14 protein-coding genes are annotated in these 19,209 nt (G+C 46.5%); 11 read left to right on the top strand and 3 right to left on the bottom strand.

Features of this window, described 5'->3' with window-relative positions; all coding sequences use genetic code 11:
• The first annotated feature begins 11 nt into the window (after positions 1 to 11).
• The 5 genes from BC643_RS20910 to rpiA all read left to right on the top strand — a co-directional run bounded on the left by BC643_RS20910 (position 12) and on the right by rpiA (position 5,431).
• The gene (locus BC643_RS20910) at positions 12 to 1,460 is read left to right on the top strand and encodes a catalase (RefSeq protein WP_394340530.1); all 1,449 of its coding nucleotides are present in this window, start codon (positions 12 to 14) and stop codon (positions 1,458 to 1,460) included.
• Between the two features lie 64 nt (positions 1,461 to 1,524).
• Complete coding sequence (gene hemA / locus BC643_RS20905) at positions 1,525 to 2,811, top strand: glutamyl-tRNA reductase (protein WP_120275225.1); 1,287 nt, start codon at positions 1,525 to 1,527, stop codon at positions 2,809 to 2,811.
• Positions 2,783 to 3,883 carry a ferrochelatase gene (hemH, locus tag BC643_RS20900; protein WP_120275224.1) on the top strand — a complete coding sequence of 367 codons (1,101 nt, stop codon included), beginning with the start codon at positions 2,783 to 2,785 and terminating at the stop codon, positions 3,881 to 3,883. The genes hemA and hemH overlap by 29 nt, the downstream gene beginning before the upstream one ends.
• A gap of 186 nt (positions 3,884 to 4,069) precedes the next feature.
• Positions 4,070 to 4,738, top strand: a complete 669-nt coding sequence (locus tag BC643_RS20895) for a 3-keto-disaccharide hydrolase (RefSeq protein WP_120275223.1) — start codon at positions 4,070 to 4,072, stop codon at positions 4,736 to 4,738.
• Positions 4,739 to 4,765: 27 nt separating this feature from the next.
• Entirely contained in the window at positions 4,766 to 5,431 is a 666-nt protein-coding gene (gene rpiA / locus BC643_RS20890) for a ribose-5-phosphate isomerase RpiA (protein WP_120275222.1), read from the top strand.
• A gap of 77 nt (positions 5,432 to 5,508) precedes the next feature.
• Here rpiA and BC643_RS20885 read toward each other — a convergent pair whose 3' ends face one another.
• Positions 5,509 to 6,642, bottom strand: coding sequence for an aldose epimerase family protein (locus tag BC643_RS20885; protein ID WP_120275221.1), 1,134 nt, complete (start codon positions 6,640 to 6,642; stop codon positions 5,509 to 5,511).
• Positions 6,643 to 6,961: 319 nt separating this feature from the next.
• On the opposite strand from BC643_RS20885, the gene BC643_RS20880 reads away from it, so the two are divergent.
• The 5 genes from BC643_RS20880 to BC643_RS20860 all read left to right on the top strand — a co-directional run bounded on the left by BC643_RS20880 (position 6,962) and on the right by BC643_RS20860 (position 14,635).
• A complete protein-coding gene (locus BC643_RS20880) occupies positions 6,962 to 7,354 on the top strand; it encodes an HYC_CC_PP family protein (RefSeq protein ID WP_120275220.1) in 393 nt (130 codons plus the stop codon).
• 128 nt (positions 7,355 to 7,482) lie between these two features.
• A complete protein-coding gene (locus BC643_RS20875; protein ID WP_120275219.1) occupies positions 7,483 to 11,289 on the top strand; it encodes an efflux RND transporter permease subunit in 3,807 nt (1,268 codons plus the stop codon).
• Positions 11,286 to 12,521: a TolC family protein gene (locus tag BC643_RS20870; protein WP_120275218.1), complete on the top strand. Its 1,236-nt coding sequence runs from the start codon at positions 11,286 to 11,288 to the stop codon at positions 12,519 to 12,521. Before BC643_RS20875 ends, BC643_RS20870 begins: the two co-directional genes overlap by 4 nt.
• Positions 12,522 to 12,580: 59 nt before the next feature.
• Positions 12,581 to 14,185: an efflux RND transporter periplasmic adaptor subunit gene (locus BC643_RS20865; protein ID WP_120275217.1), complete on the top strand. Its 1,605-nt coding sequence runs from the start codon at positions 12,581 to 12,583 to the stop codon at positions 14,183 to 14,185.
• A gap of 96 nt (positions 14,186 to 14,281) precedes the next feature.
• Entirely contained in the window at positions 14,282 to 14,635 is a 354-nt protein-coding gene (locus tag BC643_RS20860) for a heavy-metal-associated domain-containing protein (protein ID WP_120275265.1), read from the top strand.
• A 90-nt stretch (positions 14,636 to 14,725) separates the two neighbouring features.
• On the opposite strand, the gene BC643_RS20855 is transcribed toward BC643_RS20860, so the two are convergent.
• Both BC643_RS20855 and BC643_RS20850 read right to left on the bottom strand, forming a co-directional pair.
• Positions 14,726 to 15,502: a glycoside hydrolase family 16 protein gene (locus BC643_RS20855; protein WP_120275216.1), complete on the bottom strand. Its 777-nt coding sequence runs from the start codon at positions 15,500 to 15,502 to the stop codon at positions 14,726 to 14,728.
• A 167-nt stretch (positions 15,503 to 15,669) separates the two neighbouring features.
• Complete coding sequence (locus BC643_RS20850) at positions 15,670 to 16,308, bottom strand: YdeI/OmpD-associated family protein (protein WP_120275215.1); 639 nt, start codon at positions 16,306 to 16,308, stop codon at positions 15,670 to 15,672.
• Positions 16,309 to 16,478: 170 nt separating this feature from the next.
• Here BC643_RS20850 and BC643_RS20845 point away from each other — a divergent pair, with 170 nt between their 5' ends.
• Positions 16,479 to 19,178 carry a DEAD/DEAH box helicase gene (locus BC643_RS20845; protein WP_170154648.1) on the top strand — a complete coding sequence of 900 codons (2,700 nt, stop codon included), beginning with the start codon at positions 16,479 to 16,481 and terminating at the stop codon, positions 19,176 to 19,178.
• The last annotated feature ends 31 nt before the right edge of the window (positions 19,179 to 19,209 follow it).

Raw genomic sequence — 19,209 nt, 5'->3', positions numbered from 1 at the left:
TAAGATTTGAAATTATGAGCAACAAAAGATTGACAACAACAGCCGGAGCTCCGGTTTCGAGCAACCAGAATTCGTTAACGGCCGGACAAAGAGGCCCGGTTTTGATGCAGGATTACCAATTGATTGAAAAACTGGCTCACCAAAATCGCGAGCGCATTCCCGAACGTGTAGTGCACGCCAAAGGCTGGGGAGCTTTCGGTACTTTCACTGTTACAAACGACATCAGTCAATACAGCTGTGCCAAAGTTTTCAGCGAGGTAGGTAAAAAAACCGAGATGCTGGCTCGTTTTTCGACTGTTGCCGGCGAGCAGGGTGCCGCCGATGCCGAACGCGATGTTCGTGGATTCGCACTGAAATTCTATACTGAAGAAGGCAACTGGGATTTGGTGGGTAACAACACACCCGTTTTCTTTATCCGCGATCCTTACAAATTCCCGGATTTTATTCATACACAGAAACGTCACCCGAAAACCAACATGCGTTCAGCCACTGCCATGTGGGATTTTTGGTCGCAAGTACCCGAAAGTTTACACCAGGTAACCATTTTGATGTCGGATCGCGGTATCCCCACAGCACCGATGTACATGAACGGCTACGGATCGCACACCTACAGTTTCTGGAATAAGGACGGCGAACGTTTCTGGGTGAAGTTCCATTTCAAGACACAACAAGGACACCGTCACTTTACCAATGAAGAAGCCGAGCAGGTGATCGGGCAAAATCGCGAATCGTACCAGGAAGCACTTTTCGGAACTATCGAACGCGGCGAGTTCCCGAAATGGAATGTATTTGTGCAAGTGATGCCAGAAGCAGATGCCGAAAAAACGCCCTACAATCCGTTCGACCTTACCAAAGTGTGGCCGCATGCCGATTACCCGCTGGTAGAAGTCGGTGTAATGGAACTGAATAAAAACCCGGAGAACTATTTCCAAATGATTGAAAATGCTGCTTTCTCGCCGTCAAATGTAGTGCCCGGAATTGGCTTCTCGCCCGACAAAATGTTGCAGGGTCGTATTTTCTCATACGCCGATGCACACCGCTATCGTTTGGGCACGCACTATGAAATGTTGCCGCCGAACCAACCCAAATGCCCGTTCCACCATTACCATAAAGACGGAGCTATGCGCTTCTTCGACAATGGAAACTCGAATCCGGATGCTTACTACGAGCCGAACTCATTCGGCGGGCCGGTGGAAGACCCGAGCGTTGCCGAGCCAGCAATGAAAATCAGCGGTGATGCCGATCGTTACGGTTACGATACCAGTTATGACGATTTCAAACAGCCGGGCGACCTGTTCCGCATGTTTGACGACGAACAACGCGAACGTTTGTTCAAAAATATTGCCGGTGCCATGCAAGGTGTTCCTTCAGAAATCATCGAAAAACAACTGAAACATTTTGATGCCGCAGACCCTGCTTACGGTGCGGGAGTGCGAAAAGCATTAGGTATTTCAAAATAAATCCCGTAAATTTCATCAAAGCCCGGTTACAGCACACCGGGCTTTTAATAAATAGCCCCGGAATATGGAAAGATCCCTCAAGTATATCAGCATTTCACATCACACTGCCAAGCTATCCCAACGCGAAAGTTTTCACCTCACCAAAATCCAACAATTTCAATGGTTTGGACTGCTGCGGAAAAACTTCCGGGACATTACCAGCCTCATGATTCTGGCGACCTGTAACCGGACCGAAATCTATTGGGAATCGGAAGAAACGTCGGCCATTGAAGTGCGCGATTTTTTCATTCAGAATAACTCATCCGTTGTTTCGCAGGAGCAGGCAGCTACTTTTTTTCGCTACAGCAACTCCACAAACGAGAGCCTGCGACATCTGCTTCGAGTTGCTAACGGGCTCGACTCGTCGGTTACCGGTGATGCGCAAATTATTGGGCAAATAAAAGAGGCCTGGATGCACAGTAACGAGCTGAATATGCGAGGCTCCTTATTGGAAAGAGCGATGCAGGCCGTATTCAAAACACACAAGCGCGTTGTCAACGAAACCGATTTTCACCAGGGAACACAGTCGACTGCTTACAAAGCTTTAAAACTGATTTCTGATGAATTTGGAAGACGCGAGCTTACGACAAAGAAGCTGCTGATTATCGGGGCCGGGGAAATTAGCAATCAACTGCTAAAGTACCTTCCGAAATTTGCTTTTCAACAGGTATTCATTTCAAACAGAACCGAAGAAAAAGCGGTATCATTGGCCCGGAAAAACGAGTTGAACGTGTTTCCGTGGAATGAAGTTGAAGCCAATCAATTCGACAATTTTGATGCGGTGATTTCAGCAGTCAGTAACCGAAAAAAGCTGATAACAAAGCTTAGCCAATCCGGGACACAGAAAGTGTTGATCGATTTGGCCATGCCGGCAAACATCGCTCCGGCTTTGGCAAACGAGGAAAATATCAGCCTGTTCACACTAGATCAGATCAGCAGTTTAATCGATAAGAATGAATTTGCACGGCAGGAAGCGCTGCAACTGGTTGAAGAAATTATTGCTGAAGAGCAAAATGAGTTCTCCGATTGGCTGAAAAACAGAAAAGTACGTAATTTTCTAAAAGCATATAAGCAAAATACACAACAGATACTCGTTGAATGTTTGAACAACGCCGATTTTGGACAGCAATTAGGTGCTGAGGAACTTAAAAAACTAATAAACCGAATCAGCGACAAACTTGTTAAAGATCCTGCAGTTGCGATGTTTTCGGCTCAGTCTGATAAACTGACTGCACAAAACTTAGATTGTATCATTCAGGTATTTGCGACTCAAAAAGACCAATATGAAAAAGACAGGGGTGTTAGTTGTTAACTTGGGAACTCCCAATAGCTACAATAAAAAAGATGTAGGAATATACTTGCGCGAATTTTTGATGGATGGCCGTGTCATCGACATCGATCACTGGAAAAGGTGGATGCTGGTAAACTTGATTATCGTGCCATTCCGGGCTCCCAAAGTCGCTCACGAATATCAAAAGCTTTGGTTGAAGGATGGTTCACCATTGATGGTTTACGGTGTGCAACTGGTTGAAAAACTCAACCGTAAGTTTAACAACTCAGTTGTGGTTGAATTGGCCATGCGCTATCAAAATCCCTCCATTCAATCCGGACTGGAAAAATTACGGAAAGCGAATGTGGAAGAAATCATCATATTCCCGCTGTTTCCGCAATACGCTTCGGCAACAACCGGATCGGTAGCCGAAAAAGTGATGGAAATTGTGTCGAAATGGAATGTCATTCCCAATATTCAATTCATTAACAGTTACCACGACGACCAGCGCTACATAGGCAATTTTGCCGACAAGGTAAAAGCCGATATTAAAAAACATACACCCGACCACATTCTGTTTAGTTATCATGGCATCCCTGAACGCCATTTGGATAACATGAATGAAAACGGTCTGGAACTTTGTGCGCGCTGCCAGGGAACGACTTGCAAGCAAGGTAACCGAAAACGCTACTGCTACCGTTCGGCATGTTTCGAAACGACACGACTGATTGCTGAAAAGCTTCGCTTGCCGCAGGAAACTTACACCACAGCATTCCAGAGTCGCTTGGGTAAAGATCCATGGATTCAGCCTTATACCGATGCGACCATTGAGAAACTGGCACAAACCGGAACGAAGAAACTGCTGGTCGTCTCACCTTCGTTTGTGGCCGATTGTCTGGAAACAACACTGGAAATTGGCGAACAGTACCGCGATTTGTTCAAGGACAAAGGTGGCAGCGAATTTCATTTCACCGAAAGTCTGAATGCCGACGATGCCTGGGTGCAAACTGTTTACGACATTTTGGAGAAGAAAATTACATGTAGCGAAGGACCGACAAATAAAGGAATTGTGCACAACATTGCCGACTTCGACCCAATTACAAGTGCCAATTAATTTAGGATTACTTTATAGACCTCAAGGAAAGCAAGCCCGCTGTTGAATGACAGCGGGCTTGCTTTTTATTTGGATCGACGCTGCACCCAAAACTTTGTGCAATTTTCTGTGCTTTCCACCTAACATTATACTGATTTACTGGATGATTTATCTAATTTTGCCAACCGGAAACTAATTCCGCTAACTATGCAAAATTTCAGATTCACTACGATAATCATTCTTCTACTCTCGAGCACTACTATTTTCGCGCAAAAATCTGTTTCATTGTTCAATGGCGACAATCTGAAAGGCTGGTACGCATTCTCGTCTGAAGATGGAAAGTTAAAAAACGGAGAAGAACTCTTTGTTGTATCCGACAACACAATTCATCTTTATGGTAAAAAAGCGGGCTACCTGATGACCGAAAAGTCGTTCAGCAACTTTCAATTGAAAGCTGAATTTCGTTGGAATACCGATGAAAATGTTGAACGAAAAAGCCAAAAGAAAAACAGCGGTTTGATGTACCTGGTGCCGAAGTCGGCAAAAGACACGCTTTGGCCACAGGGAATTCAGTTCCAGATAAAAGAAGGTGCAACCGGTGATTTCATTTTGCTGCAAAACGTATCACTGGAAAAAGACGGAGCCCGCAACGAACCGGGACGCAGTGTTGCCATCGGTAAAAATGAGGACGCGGAAAATACAGCCGGCGATTGGAACACGATCGAAATCCTGGTAGAAAATGGCTTGATCAAACAGTACCTGAACGGGAAACTGGTCAACGACGGCAGCTATCCGTCGGTAACGAAAGGGAGGATTCTGCTGCAGTATGAAGGCTACCCTATCGATTTTAGAAGCATTGAGATAACAAAATTATAAACTGAAATAAATAGACCTGATTTAAACATGAATGCAAAACAGCTGGTTGGAGAAAAAGCAACCGAATACATTCAGGATGGTATGATTGTGGGGCTGGGAACCGGTTCTACAGCTTTTTATGCCATTCAAAAAATAGGACAACTGGTCAAAGACGGGTTAAAAATCAAAGGTGTGCCAACTTCGAAAGCAACCGAAAAACTGGCCACAGAATTGGGCATTCCATTGCTGAATATTGCCGATGTTCGCTCCATTGACCTAACCATTGACGGAGCCGACGAATTCGATCCCAACAAGCAGCTTATTAAAGGTGGCGGTGGTGCTTTGCTGCGCGAGAAAATTGTTGCCAGCATTAGCAAAGTTTTCATTTGTATTGCCGATGCCAGTAAAAGTTCAGATGTTTTGGGCAGCTTCCCGCTTCCGGTTGAAGTAACGCCATTTGCATACCAGGTTACTGCTTACCAACTCGAAAAATTAGGATGTACTCCCAAATTGCGCATGCAGGGCGATCAGCCTTTTGTGACCGACAACCAGAATTACATCGTTGATTGTAAATTCGAAAAAATTGAAGATCCCGCAGCGTTGACGATCGAAATCAATCAGATCCCCGGAGTGGTTGAAAATGGCTTGTTTGCCAATATTGCAACCCGTATTATTTGCAACACAGAAGATGGATCTGTTCAGGTCTTTGAATAGAACGATCCGGATTTTATGATATTTAAAAAGGCTGCCCGATGGGCAGCCTTTACTTTTTTCTTGAAATAAAAATGGGCTTATTTAGCCGAAAACTTATAAATCGTTGTTGAATGCAGCGTATCACCCGGCATTAAAATCGTATTTGGGAAATTCGCATGATTTGGTGAATCCGGATAGTGCTGTGTTTCCAGACACAAACCGGTTCTGTAATCAAATTTCTTACCATATTTACCAGTTACCGATCCATCCTGGAAGTTACCAGAGTAAAACTGGATCGCCGGTTCGGTTGTGAAAATTTCCATGTAACGTCCCGATTCCGGCTCGTAAAGGCTACCAGCCAAAGTCAGCTCTCCCGCATTCTGATCTTTATTCAAAATGTAGTTGTGGTCGTATCCCAAACCAATTTTGATCGGTTCATAATCAGAATTGATACGTTCGCCAATTGGCGTTGGAGTCGTAAAATCCAGATCAGTTCCTTTAATGGAAGCAATCTCACCCGTTGGAATCAATTCCTCGTCGATTACAGTTGTCGAGTCGGCGTCCAAATACATTACATGACTTAAAATATCGCCATTTCCTTCACCTTTTAGGTTGAAGTAAGCGTGATTCGTCAGGTTGAAAGGACATGGTTTATCCGTAGTTGCTTCGTAGTCAATCTTCAACTCATTGTCGGCAGTCAAAGTATAAGTCACTTTTACGTCTTTGTTTCCGGGGAAACCAAATTGTCCGTCTGGGCTATGAATCGTCATCACCACCGCCTGACCATCGTCAGTTACTTTTTCCTCAGCATCAAAAATACTGTGTTTAAAACCAATCAGTCCGTTGTGCAGGCAGTTGCCATGATCGTTGGCCGGCAGTTGGTAAGTTGTTGTATCAATCGTAAATGTTGCGTTGCCAATCCGGTTCGCGTACGGTCCAATAATAGCACCATACTCGTTATTTACGTCCAGGTATTCCTGAATCGACTTCCATCCCAAATTCACGTCGGCCATATTTCCGTCGCGGTCGGGCGCAAAAATAGAAACAATTTTACCGCCGTAATTGGTGATGGCGACCTTCATGCCGTTGGCATTTTCCAAAATGTAAAGGGATGTTTGCTTGCCATCTACAGTCGTTTCAAAATCGGCTTTTGTGTAGGGCATTTGCTCTTTCTTGGCTGGTTGTTGACAGGCAAAAGCCAACACCAAAAAAAGAAGAGGTAACTTTCTCATAAGTTCTAATTTAAGTTATTTCGTTTGATCAAAATTTCGATTTCGCGGATAACAAAGGTGGAAAATACTTTTAATATTGACAACTCTTTGTTTCGATATATCAATGTAAAATCTGCTATTTAAGAACATGAAGCCGCACTCCTGTTTTCCTCAATTTAGAATACAATTTCAATACTGAAAATACTCAGCTTGCCAGCGGCCTATTTAGCCGCCAACGTTTGTTAATGAGTTTAAAATTCTCAGAGTCAGTACAAATTTTCGGAGAAAATGAACCTCATTCTAAGATATATCGTTTATACTTGCAGATGATTTCTGTATCATGATCCGAAAAATCAGTCATATTACCATTGTTTTCCTGTTGTTAGTTCTAACAATGGGATTCACGGTTTCCAAGCACTACTGCGGCGAAACTCTGGTTGATGTGTCTGTTGTAACTGGAAACGCCAGCGGCTGCTCCGACGATGATTCATCTTGCGATATGGGCAGTTGCTGCCATAACGAAAACCACGTCTACCAGTTGCAGGAAGACTACACTTCTCCCCTGGTGTTGGACCATGTTACTTTCTTCCCGATTGAATTAGCCACGCTTTCGCTGGAATTACTCCATGAAAGCCATCTATCCGAAGAAAATACAGAAATCTCCTACGACGAATCACCACCACCCAAGTTGGTGAGCGAGCTACTTTCCGATATCCAGGTTTATCGTTTATGATTTTTGAATGATCTCTGTTTTCAGACTTCTCTGATTACAGCTGTATTCCTGTGCTTCTAGCTAAGCACAGGGTCAATTGATTATTGCTACGAATCAATCGACATTCAGAAATTATAAATCAAGAAACCATGCTCAACAGAATAATTCGTTTCTTTTTAGAAAACAAGCTGGTTACTTTCCTCATCCTGTTCGTGATTATCGGCTGGGGAATTGTGAATTCACCATTTGGATGGAACACCGGAATTTTGCCGTCCGACCCGGTCCCGGTCGATGCCATCCCCGACATTGGCGAGAACCAACAAATTGTATATACCGAGTGGCCGGGACGCAGTCCGCAGGATATCGAGGACCAGATTTCATACCCGCTCACCACCTCACTTTTGGGAATTCCCGGGGTGAAAACCATCCGGAGTAGTTCGATCTTCGGCTTATCCAGTATCTATATCATTTTTGATGAAGGTGTAGATTTTTACTGGAGCCGCACCCGGATCCTCGAAAAACTAAACTCATTGCCGACAGGTACATTGCCTTCCGACGTCACTCCAGCATTGGGGCCTGATGCCAGCGCGCTTGGGCAAATTTACTGGTACACACTCGAAGGGCGCGACAAAGACGGTAAACCGGCTGGCGGTTGGGATCCGCAGGAACTTCGCTCTGTTCAGGATTACTATGTTCGATATGGATTGACTTCGGCGCAGGGAGTTGCCGAAGTAGCTTCGATTGGCGGATTCGTAAAAGAATACCAGGTCGATATCGACCCGAATGCCATGAAGGCCAACGGGGTGAATGTCATGCAAATCATGAGTGCGGTGAAAAACAGCAACCTCGATATCGGTGCCCGAACCCTCGAATACAACAGGGCCGAATACCTGATCCGCGCGCTCGGATACATTGAAAATATCAAGGATCTGGAGGAAAGTGTAGTGGCTGTTCACGACAATGTCCCGATCCGCATAAAAGATGTGGCCAAAGTGAATTTTGGTCCCGCTACCCGCCGTGGAGGACTTGATAAGGGCGGGGCCGAAGCAGTTGGCGGTGTGGTTGTGGCGCGCTATGGTGCCAACCCAATGCAGACCATTGAAAACCTGAAGGCCAAAATTGCTGAGATTGCTCCCGGTTTGCCCTCGAAAATATTAGCCGACGGTACCATTTCGAAAGTCACCATCGTCCCTTTTTACGATCGCACCGGGCTGATTAAAGAAACGCTGGGAACCTTGGAAGAGGCGCTTTCGCTCGAAATCCTCATCAGTATTATCGTCGTGATCGTCCTGGTGCTAAACCTCAGGGCCTCGTTCCTCATTTCCAGCTTGCTTCCCATCGGGGTGTTGATGACATTCATTTTTATGCGGCGATTTGGGGTGGATGCCAACATCGTGGCCTTGTCTGGTATAGCCATTGCCATCGGGGTGATGGTGGATGTCGGGGTCGTATTTACCGAGAACATCATCCGACATTTGGAGATGCCCGATAACCTGGGAGTAAAAGGCAAAAAATTGCTGACAGTCATTTACGATGCGACCGTTGAAGTTGCGGGAGCGGTAATCACCGCCCTGGCGACGACAGTTATTAGTTTCTTGCCGGTTTTCGCTATGGAAGCGGCCGAAGGAAAATTATTCAAGCCATTGGCATTCACAAAAACTTTTGCCATGCTATCGGCCTTGTTCATTGGCTTGGTTTTCATCCCTGCTTTCGCCAATGTGGTTTTCTCCATCCGTTTTGACAAACGTAAATTGAAAATTGTCTTCAACAGCATCCTGATCGGTGCTGGCATCCTGCTCCCCATTATTTCAGGGATCTGGATTGCACTGGCACTAGTTGCCATCGGAGTTAACAACCTGCAGGAATACCGTTGGCCGGAAAATCGCAGACAATTTGCCAATTATATCAACGTGGGCATTACACTCGCCGTTGTTGTGTTTTTCATGACGAAGGCCTGGATGCCCATGGGGGCTCAAAACTCCATGTTGGCCAACTTCCTGTTTGCCATTGCCGTAATCGGCGTCGTTCTGGGTTCGCTCATGACCATCGTACATTTTTATTCCTCCATACTGAAATGGTGCCTGGCACACAAATGGACCTTCCTGAGCATCCCTATTTTTGTGGTTATCCTGGGGATTGTCATTTGGCAGGGTTTCAACAAAACCTTTGGTTTCATGCCCGACTTTGTAAAAGAAACCAAGACCTGGCAGGCTGCCAACGACCGGTTCCCGGGAATTGGGAAAGAATTCATGCCAACGCTCGATGAAGGATCGTTCCTTCTGATGCCAACGACCATGCCCCACTCCGGTATTCAGGAAAACCTAGAAGTAATAGCCATGCTGGACAAAAAGGTAAATGCCATTCCTGAAGTTGAAAACGTCGTGGGTAAATGGGGACGTGTAAATTCAGCATTGGACCCGGCACCTGTCTCCATGTACGAAAACATCATCAATTATAAACCGGAATATATCCTTAACGAAGACGGGCACCGCATGCGTTTTAAAGTGAATAAAGACGATGCCTATGTATTGAAAGACGGCTCTGTCTACAATCCGAAGGAAGATGGATTTCGACTGATTGATAAAGATGAACTCGTTGAAGATAAAAACGGGGAATACTTCCGGCAATGGCGCGAAAACATCAACTCGCCCGACGATATCTGGCAGGAAATCATCAAACAAGCCACCATTCCCGGCCTGACATCAGCTCCGAAGTTGCAGCCCATCCAAACACGTTTGGTGATGTTGCAAACCGGTATGCGCGCACCAATGGGTATCAAAGTGTTCGGTGCCGATTTGGAGACGATTGAAAAAGTAGGTTACGAATTGGAGGATGAACTGAAACATGTGGAAGGTGTGGAGCCCATGTCGGTCTTTGCTGACCGGGTGGTTGGAAAACCGTATATCGAGCTGAAGATAAACCGGGAGGCTATTGCCCGTTACGGACTGACCGTTCAGGGCTTGCAATCTGTTATAGGAAGCGCGGTTGGCGGCATGCAATTAACCACCACAGTGGAAGGACGAGAACGCTATCCGGTCCGGGTGCGCTATGCCCGCGAGTTCCGCGACAATCCGGATGATCTGAAGAAAGTCCTCATCCCCACCCCTGCCGGCGTTCAGGTTCCGCTGGGCGAGCTGGTCGACATCCAATACACCCGCGGACCGCAGATGATTAAAAGTGAAGACACCTTTCTGGTTGGCTATGTCATTTTCGACAAAAAGCCCGGTTACGCCGAGGTAGACGTGGTTGAAAACGCCCAAAAATATCTCCAGGATAAGATTGATAGTGGCGAGATCACGATTCCTTCCGGCGTCAAATATGTTTTCACGGGGAACTATGAGAACGAAATCCGGGCAACGAACCGCTTGCTGATTGTGGTACCGATTTCCCTGATCCTGATATTCCTGATTTTATACTTTCAGTTTAAATCAGTCACTATGTCGGCCATGACCTTCTCCGGAATCCTGGTTGCCTTTTCCGGCGGCTTCCTCATGCTCTGGCTCTACGGCCAAAGTTGGTTTATGAACTTCAGCGTGGGCGGCATCAATATCCGCGACATGTTTCAGATGGGCACCGTCAACCTGAGTGTCGCTGTTTGGGTCGGCTTCATTGCCCTGTTTGGGGTCGCCACCGACGATGGTGTGATTATGGGAACTTACCTGAAGCAAGTGTTTGGCCGAAACAAACCCGAGACCGTCGGCGAAATTCGACAGTCTATCCTGGAAGCCGGATCGCAGCGGGTTCGCCCGGCGATGATGACGGCAGCAACCACCATCATTGCGCTGATTCCGGTACTCACCTCAACCGGCAAAGGTTCCGACATCATGGTCCCGATGGCCATCCCCTCTTTCGGGGGGATGATTATCCAGGTGATGACCATGTTCGTCGTTCCCGTTCTGTTCAGCATGTGGCAGGAAAGTAAACTGAAGCGTGAACTTAAAAAAGCAAAGTCATGAAGAGTTTAATCAATACAATCTTATTCAGTATGCTGTTGCTCGGCTCATTTCAAGCTTCTGCACAGGAACAACTGGATGAATACCTGCAGACGGCAGCCGAAAATAATCCGGGACTGCAGGCCTCATTCAACGAATACATGGCTGCCTTGGAAGCGGTTCCTCAAGTTAGCAGTCTGCCCGACCCGCAAATCGCTTTTGGTTATTTCATCAACCCTGTGGAAACCCGCAACGGACCGATGAAATTTAAACTTTCAGCCTCGCAAATGTTCCCCTGGTTCGGAACAAACGGCGCAAAAGAAGACGCCGCCAACCAGGCAGCAAAAGCCAGGTATGAGCTATTTCTGGAAGCCAAATCCAAGCTTTTCAACGATGTTCGAAATACCTATTTCAACCTGTATTTTTCGAACACTGCCATTGCGGTGACACACGACAACCTCGAATTGCTTTCGTCGTTGCAAAAGCTGGCGATTATTAAAGTTGAAGCAGGTACAAGCTCGCTGGTCGATGAATACCGCATTGAAATGGAAATTGGCGATCTGGAAAATCAGTTGGCTCTGCTACGCGATAAATTGCTTGCTCAGCAAGTCATGTTCAACAAACTGCTGAACCGCGAGCGGGAAGATCAAATCGATTTGCCGGATACACTTTGGGATGAAGACCTTCCCCTCCCCAAAGCCGATATCCGCGACAGCATTTTAAGCCAAAACCATCAGTTGCTTAGTCTGGATATGCAACAAACAGCCTGGCAGTATAAGCAAGAAGCAGCCCGAAAAGAAGGTGCTCCCAAAATTATGATCGGCATTGACTACACCATTATTGGCAAAGGCGAAAACAACATGTCCGGCAAAGACGCATTAATGCTACCCCAAGTCGGCATCACCATTCCGCTTTACCGCAACAAATACCGTTCGATGATCAACGAAGCGGTCTACCAGGAAACGGCCAAAGCCAATGAGAAACTGAATAAATCGAATGTGCTGGAAACCGTTTTCGAGCAGAGCTGGAAAGATTTTCAGGATGCCGATCGGCGGATTACGCTCAATAAAAATCAGGCAAAACTGGCCCGAATGTCCATCGATTTACTGGAAACAGAATACAGCAACACCGGAGCAAATTTTGAGGAAATCCTGCGTATGGAGCGCAAACTGCTTCAATATAAACTGGAACTCGAGAAAGCCCGCTCTGACAAGCAGGCTGCCGTTTCATTTGTAAACTATCTAATGGGAAAATAACGATTGATTTTCGGATGCTCTGATATTCGGATTTTCAGAATTGAAAAACTCAAAAAAAAATGAAAAATTTCATACAAAAAATAAAAGAAAACTACGGATTGGTCATCGTAGTTTTAATCGTTGGCTTACTGCTCGGATGGCTCATCAGTCCTTCCGGCGAAGCGCCTTCAAGCACAGAAACAGCAGTTCATGAAGACCATGATCACGAAAGCGAAGCTGAAACCTGGACCTGCTCCATGCACCCGCAAATCCGCATGGATCATCCCGGGAAATGCCCCATTTGCTCCATGGATCTAATCCCGCTCAGTTCGATGCAATCGGACGAAGAAACAGCAAACCCGAATGATATTGTGATGACCGAATCGGCTGCAAAACTGGCGGCCGTTCAAACCATCGTTGTCGGCAAAGGTGCTGCAGAAAAGCAAATTTACCTGCAGGGTAAAGTACAGGCCGACGAACGCAATCTTGCAGAAATGACAGCACGATTCGGTGGTCGTATTGAAAAACTGTTTGTGAATTTTACCGGGCAGCACGTCCGGAAGGGAGAAAAACTGGCTACGATCTACTCTCCCGATCTGATCACCGCTCAGCGTGAGCTGTTGGAGGCAACGAAGTTAAAAGACTCCCGACCTTCATTGTACAAAGCATCTCGCGAAAAGCTAAAACTCTGGGATTTGACCGAGGACCAGATCTCTTCGATTGAAAAAGCAGGTGAACCCAAAACTTACTTCGACATCCTGGCGACCATTTCCGGAACAGTGATGGCGCGCCATGTTGCAGTTGGCGATTACGTCAAAAAGGGAGAACCTTTGTTCCAACTTATCAACCTGTCGCAGGTCTGGATTTTGTTTGACGCCTACGAAAGCGATCTTCCCTGGCTGCGGGTTGGCGATCCTGTCAACTTCACGGTTCAGGCGCTTCCGGGCAAGGAATTCAACGGCAAAATAAGCTACATCGACCCGTTTATGAGTGGTTCCAGTCGAGTTGCTAAAGTACGAGTAGTTGTTAGCAACCCGCAACAAAGCCTGAAACCTGAGATGTTTGTCAATGGCATTGTAGAATCGGATAAGGCTGAAAAAAGTAATGAGCTACTGATTCCCAAATCCGCGGTGCTCTGGACCGGGAAACGCTCGGTAGTCTATGTGAAAGTACCCAACACGACAAACCCAACATTCAGCTTCCGCGAAATTGAATTGGGACCGGAAACCGGGAACTATTATGTGGTTGCCAACGGCTTAAACGAAGGCGAAGAAGTTGCTGTTAACGGCGTATTTAAAATTGATGCCGCTGCCCAGCTGCAAGGACTGCCCAGCATGATGAATCCTCAAGGTGAAGAATCCGAAGCCGGACAAATGCCAGGGATGGACATGCCAAAAACAAATTCGACTACAGAACACGCGATGTTTAAAGTGTCCGGTAATTGTGATATGTGCAAAGACCGAATTGAGACTGCTGCCAATCGTATTGACGGCGTTCTGTCGGCCAATTGGGACCCCGACAAGCAGATGCTGCATCTCAATTTCGATCCGAAAAAGACTTCTACAGATGAAGTTCAAAAGGCGGTTGCTGCAGCAGGTCACGACACCGAAAAGTACAAGGCACCAGATTCAGTTTACAACGAACTACCCGAGTGCTGCTTGTACCGGGACGAAAGTCACGATTAAAAAGACAAACGAAATTAGAATGCAAAATTTGGAATTTGGAATTTGGAATTTGGAATTTGGAATTTTTATATCAATAACCTTTTTAAAATTAACAAGATGAAAACAAAAGCATTAAGCTTAGTTACCCTGTTCCTGTTGGGAACAGCAACTGTTTTTGCAGCCAGCAAAACAGAGAAATTTAAAGTATACGGCAATTGCGGCATGTGCGAAAAAACAATTGAGAAAGCCGCCTTGTCAGTTGATGGCGTTACAGCAGCTGATTGGAACAAAGAAACCAAGCAAATGGAGGTGACATTCGACGATGCTAAAACGGATGTACACAAAGTGCATATGGCCATCGCCAAAGCAGGTTACGATACCGACATGCATAAAGCTACTGATGAAGCTTATGAAGCCTTACCTGGTTGTTGCCAATATGACCGCACCACGGAAGAACCGGAAACGAAGTAAAAAATATCAGGCGTCATCCGCCCAACAGATGGCGCCTTTTCTTTTCCTAAGCAATCAACGAAAAAATCAAGAACATTCGAGAAGTCGAATTCAATCGTCTGATTGATTATAGAAAGGAAAGGCATTTTCGAAAATCGCGTAGTAATTTGGACTGCTCGTTTCTTCCGGATAAACGTGCACATAGTTAATGACTAGCTCTACTTCTTTCTGGTCACCGGGCGCTTTTCCTTCATCTAACCACAAGTTCAGATGCAAGTGCTCTTTGCCCTCTTTCGGGATATTCTGCCCAACATACGTCCATCGATTAATCAGGTGATTTTGCCCTGGTAAGCTGTCGGCGTGACCGTGGTAACTTTCAAACTCAATCAAGTCCTTCTTCCATATAAAAGAATGCGTCGAGTAACTTCCGGAGAGGTTCAGTGCAAATTTTTCATGATTGCTGTGGGAATATGGACCTGGCTGCACCGTGTACCAACCCAACAACGAATGCGAACCGCGATTCGGAAATTCAATATCGATTTCGGAGCTGTCGTTTTCATATAAAAAAAGCCCGGCAATAACGTTGGCGGCATAGTCCTCCAGATTGGTTGCCACATGAAATTTATATTCGCCATAACCAAATTCTTTCACCGAATAGATCTCGGCACAATGCCAAACACCGGCAACTTTCCGAATTTTCAAGTGTAAAAAGCCATTGGAATCTACCCAAACGCTGTGCGAACTATCCGACCAATAATTGGGACCAGGACCGGAAAAACCGTCTTTGACAAACCATTCCAAATCGGAAAACTGGATGGTGCGTTGTGCCACAGAAGTCAGGCAACTAATGGCTAGCAGAAAATACGATATTAAACAAACTCTTTTCATCGGGCCTGAAATTACAGTTTTACTTTTTCTTCTCAGCAAAGCCCTGATTCATCGATACCGCATTTGTAAAAGTGAAATAAAAGTTAGTAAAAAAATTCGTTGATTTACTTATTACGCTCACTTTTTTTGAACTAATGGCCCGAATATCAACATTCTCGCAATACGAACTACCGATCATTCAGCCCCTTTCCTGAGAAAATCATTGGAATGCATTTTTCGATTCGGGACTCCCTTGTTTTGGCCTGTTTCGGCTGCGAAAAATGTAAAAGATATCCTCGCTGACGTCCGGGCGTCAGGGTTTCAAAAGCCATTTTCAAATCGGGATTCTCGTCTAACTTTTGTTGAAATTCTTCAACAACCTCAAATTCGGAAATCTTCTTCTTTTCGATTTCCTTTCCTGCTTTTTCAATCTCAATCGCCTCAAAAATATAGGCTTTCAACTTACTCTCCAACCGAAGAACATCTGCCACATTTGTAAATCGCGCCATGCGCACTGACTGGCTGTTTTCTCCGGGACTTTTTAGTAATCCAACCGGATCCTGCAACAAAGATCCCTTGAAGAAACTGAGCACACAATTCTCTTTGAAGGCAGTCACCATCACAATATTTTTCGGTTGTCCCTTCCCGTTCACCCCGGTATAACACGGCATTCCCCATTTCAATTCTTCCGTCAGCCCGCAGCTGAGCACAATCCGCCGAAGTTGTTTCAATTCCTCCTGCCACCGATGTACCTTGCAGTCAGGTGTTCGATACAGGGGACAACGTCCGCATCCTTCAACTAAATAAGTGTCAATTTTCGGGTTCATCGTGTTCTCTCTTTTTTAAGTTGAAATGATTGTCGTCTATTTAACACCCCATCGAAATAGAAGTTTAAAGTCTAATGCTGCCTAAGCTTGCCTTGGAAAATATCCTCCGTTCCAGGTTCGGTAGGAAATCAAAAGTTATCTTTGTTCATTCAATACCGAACGAGCGAATTATGAGTAATGCTGTATCCCGAATTTTAATGAAACATGATGAGCGTTTGCTGGCAACACGCAGCCTGCCTTCGCGACCAGCCACGTTTGTAGATGCGCCTGAGAAACTGCACCCCGACCTGAAAAACTGGATGCAACAGCAAGGCTACAGCCAGCTTTACTCGCACCAGGCCGAGATGTTCGAAAAGGCGCATGCCGGTAAAAGTGTGGTCATTACTACCGGGACGGCCAGTGGTAAATCACTTTCGTTTTACCTTCCCGTGGTGCAGCGCATCCTCGAAAATCCGTCTCGCCGGGTCCTATTTATTTACCCAACCAAGGCGCTGACGAAGGACCAGTTCCGCAATATTCGTGAGTTTGTGGCTTTCTTTGGTGAAAACCGAATACAAGCCGGCATTTATGATGGCGACACTTCGCCCAACGAACGCAGCCGCATTCGCGAACAGGCCAACATCATCCTCACCAACCCGGATATGCTGAACGCGAGCTTTCTGCCCAACCACAACAAATACGGCTTTCCGCACTTGTTTGCCAACCTCGACACCATCGTTATTGACGAGCTGCACGCTTACCGCGGGGCTTTTGGGTCGCATGTGTCTAACGTATTTCGCCGCCTGTTGCGCATTTGCGACTACCACGGCAACCGGCCCAAGTTTTTGTGCAGCTCGGCAACCATTGCTAACCCATTGGAGCTGGCAGAAAATATTTGCCACACGCCCTTTGAAATTGTTGACCGCGATGGTTCGGCAGCACCGGCCAAGCACATTCATTTCTTTCAACCCGAATACCTGGAAAAGGCGAAACGCAAAAAAGCTGTGACCGAGGAGTTACGGGGCATTCTTCCCGACCTCATTTTGTCAGGAGTGCGGTCGATAACCTTTTGCCAGTCGCGGCGCGAAACCGAAATCGTGACCAAGGAAACCCGCGATGTGCTGGCCTCCGACCCCATGGAATATGGCATTGACATGTCGGACAAAATATCGGCCTACCGTGGCGGCTACTCACCGGCCGAACGGGCCAAGATTGAACAGGATTTGGTTGACGGCGCTTTGCTGGGCGTGGTCTCCACCAACGCTCTTGAGCTGGGGATTGACATCGGGAGCCTCGATGCGGTAATTATGGGCGGATTTCCCGGAACGCGCGCCAGTTTTTGGCAACAGCTGGGACGTGCCGGCCGAAACGGTTCCGAAGCGCACGCGATTGTTATGCTGAAGGAAAAACCGCTGGACCAGTATGTGGGCAATCACCCGGATTGGCTGCTGAAAACCGACTCGGAGAATGCTATCATCGACCGCGACAACCTCTACATTCAGCTGTCGCACATTCGGGCTGCTTCAGCTGAACTTCCTTTAACGATTGACGATATTGCCAGCTTCCCCGATTTGGGCGAAATTATTCCCCTGCTGCAAAAAGAGGGAGAACTGGTGGAGCAAAACAATACTTACCAATGGAGCGGCGATATTTCGCCGGCACACGAAATCAGCCTGCGCAACCTCACCGGCGACACCATTAAAGTGGTGGACACGGAAAAACAGGAAACCATTACGGTGGTTGACCTCATTCAGGCGAAGAAGGAATTTTATCCCGGGGCCATTTACCTGCACGACAGTGTGCAGTACAAGTCGCTTCAACTCGATTTGGAGAGCAAAACGGCTTTTGTTAAGGAAGTGAATTCGAACTACTATACCGAGCCGCACAAGCCCGGCAACATTGCCATTTTAATGGAGCACGAAAACGCGAAAGAGCACCGCATCAACCGCTTTTTTGGCGATGTGCGGGTTTCAGTAAACGTGACCGGCTACAAGATGGTTGAGTTCAATACCCACCAAAATCTGGGCTTCACTGAACTTTCGGAAATTCTGAAAACACAAATGGAAACCGAAGCCTGCTGGGTTGAAATTCCGGATATTGTAGTTCGCACTTTTGTTGCAACCGGCAAAGCTCCCGCTTTGGAACCGAATGTACCAGTAGGCAAAATCCCGCGCTTCGATTACAGCGAAGGTTTGGTGCACTGCCTGAAAGCCGCCGCATCGATGTTGGTGATGGCTACTGACAGCGACCTGGGCGGCGATATTTTCTCGTTTGTGGATATGGAAAGCAAACGCACTAAATACGCCGTTGTTTTGTATGACGGCTATCCCGGCGGGCTTGGATTTTCGGAGAAGGTGTACGACTATGTTGGCCAAATTATCCGGAATGCAGGCACTTTAGTGAAGGAATGTTCGTGCAAGCGTGGTTGCCCTGTTTGTGTGGGCGATGCCCGCATCGACAAGAGTTTGATCCTTTGGGCACTCCGGAATTTCTACAAAGAACTTCCCTCTCCAATTTCGGGAGTCATTGGCGACGGGCTCAACCGCTCCCAGGAATCACCGCTACCCAAAATGAAATGGATGGAAGTGAAAACAAACTGGGAAGAACTGCTCCAGCGCTTTGAACAGGAAGACCGTTTTGGAGCGAAGTTCCTGACAGAAGTCCTTCGGGTAGAGCAAACTGCCGAAATGGTCGTGCTTTATTTACCTTCCGGTATTCTGAAAATTGCCAACAACGACACCGTGATCAAAGGGCTGAAAGCGGAATTGGTGCATTTAGTCGAAACACCCGAAGTATTCACCCTCTCGCTCCGAGCGGGCGATGAAACCGACCATCGCAAAGAGCTGAAAATTCGCCGGATGATGGGTGGGAAGGATGGAGAAGAGAAGTAGTGAGACGTGAGTAATGAGAAAAGAAGTTAGA

This window comes from Mangrovibacterium diazotrophicum, from assembly GCF_003610535.1.
GTDB lineage: Bacteria > Bacteroidota > Bacteroidia > Bacteroidales > Prolixibacteraceae > Mangrovibacterium > Mangrovibacterium diazotrophicum.
This window is presented reverse-complemented; position numbering and strand designations above follow the sequence as displayed.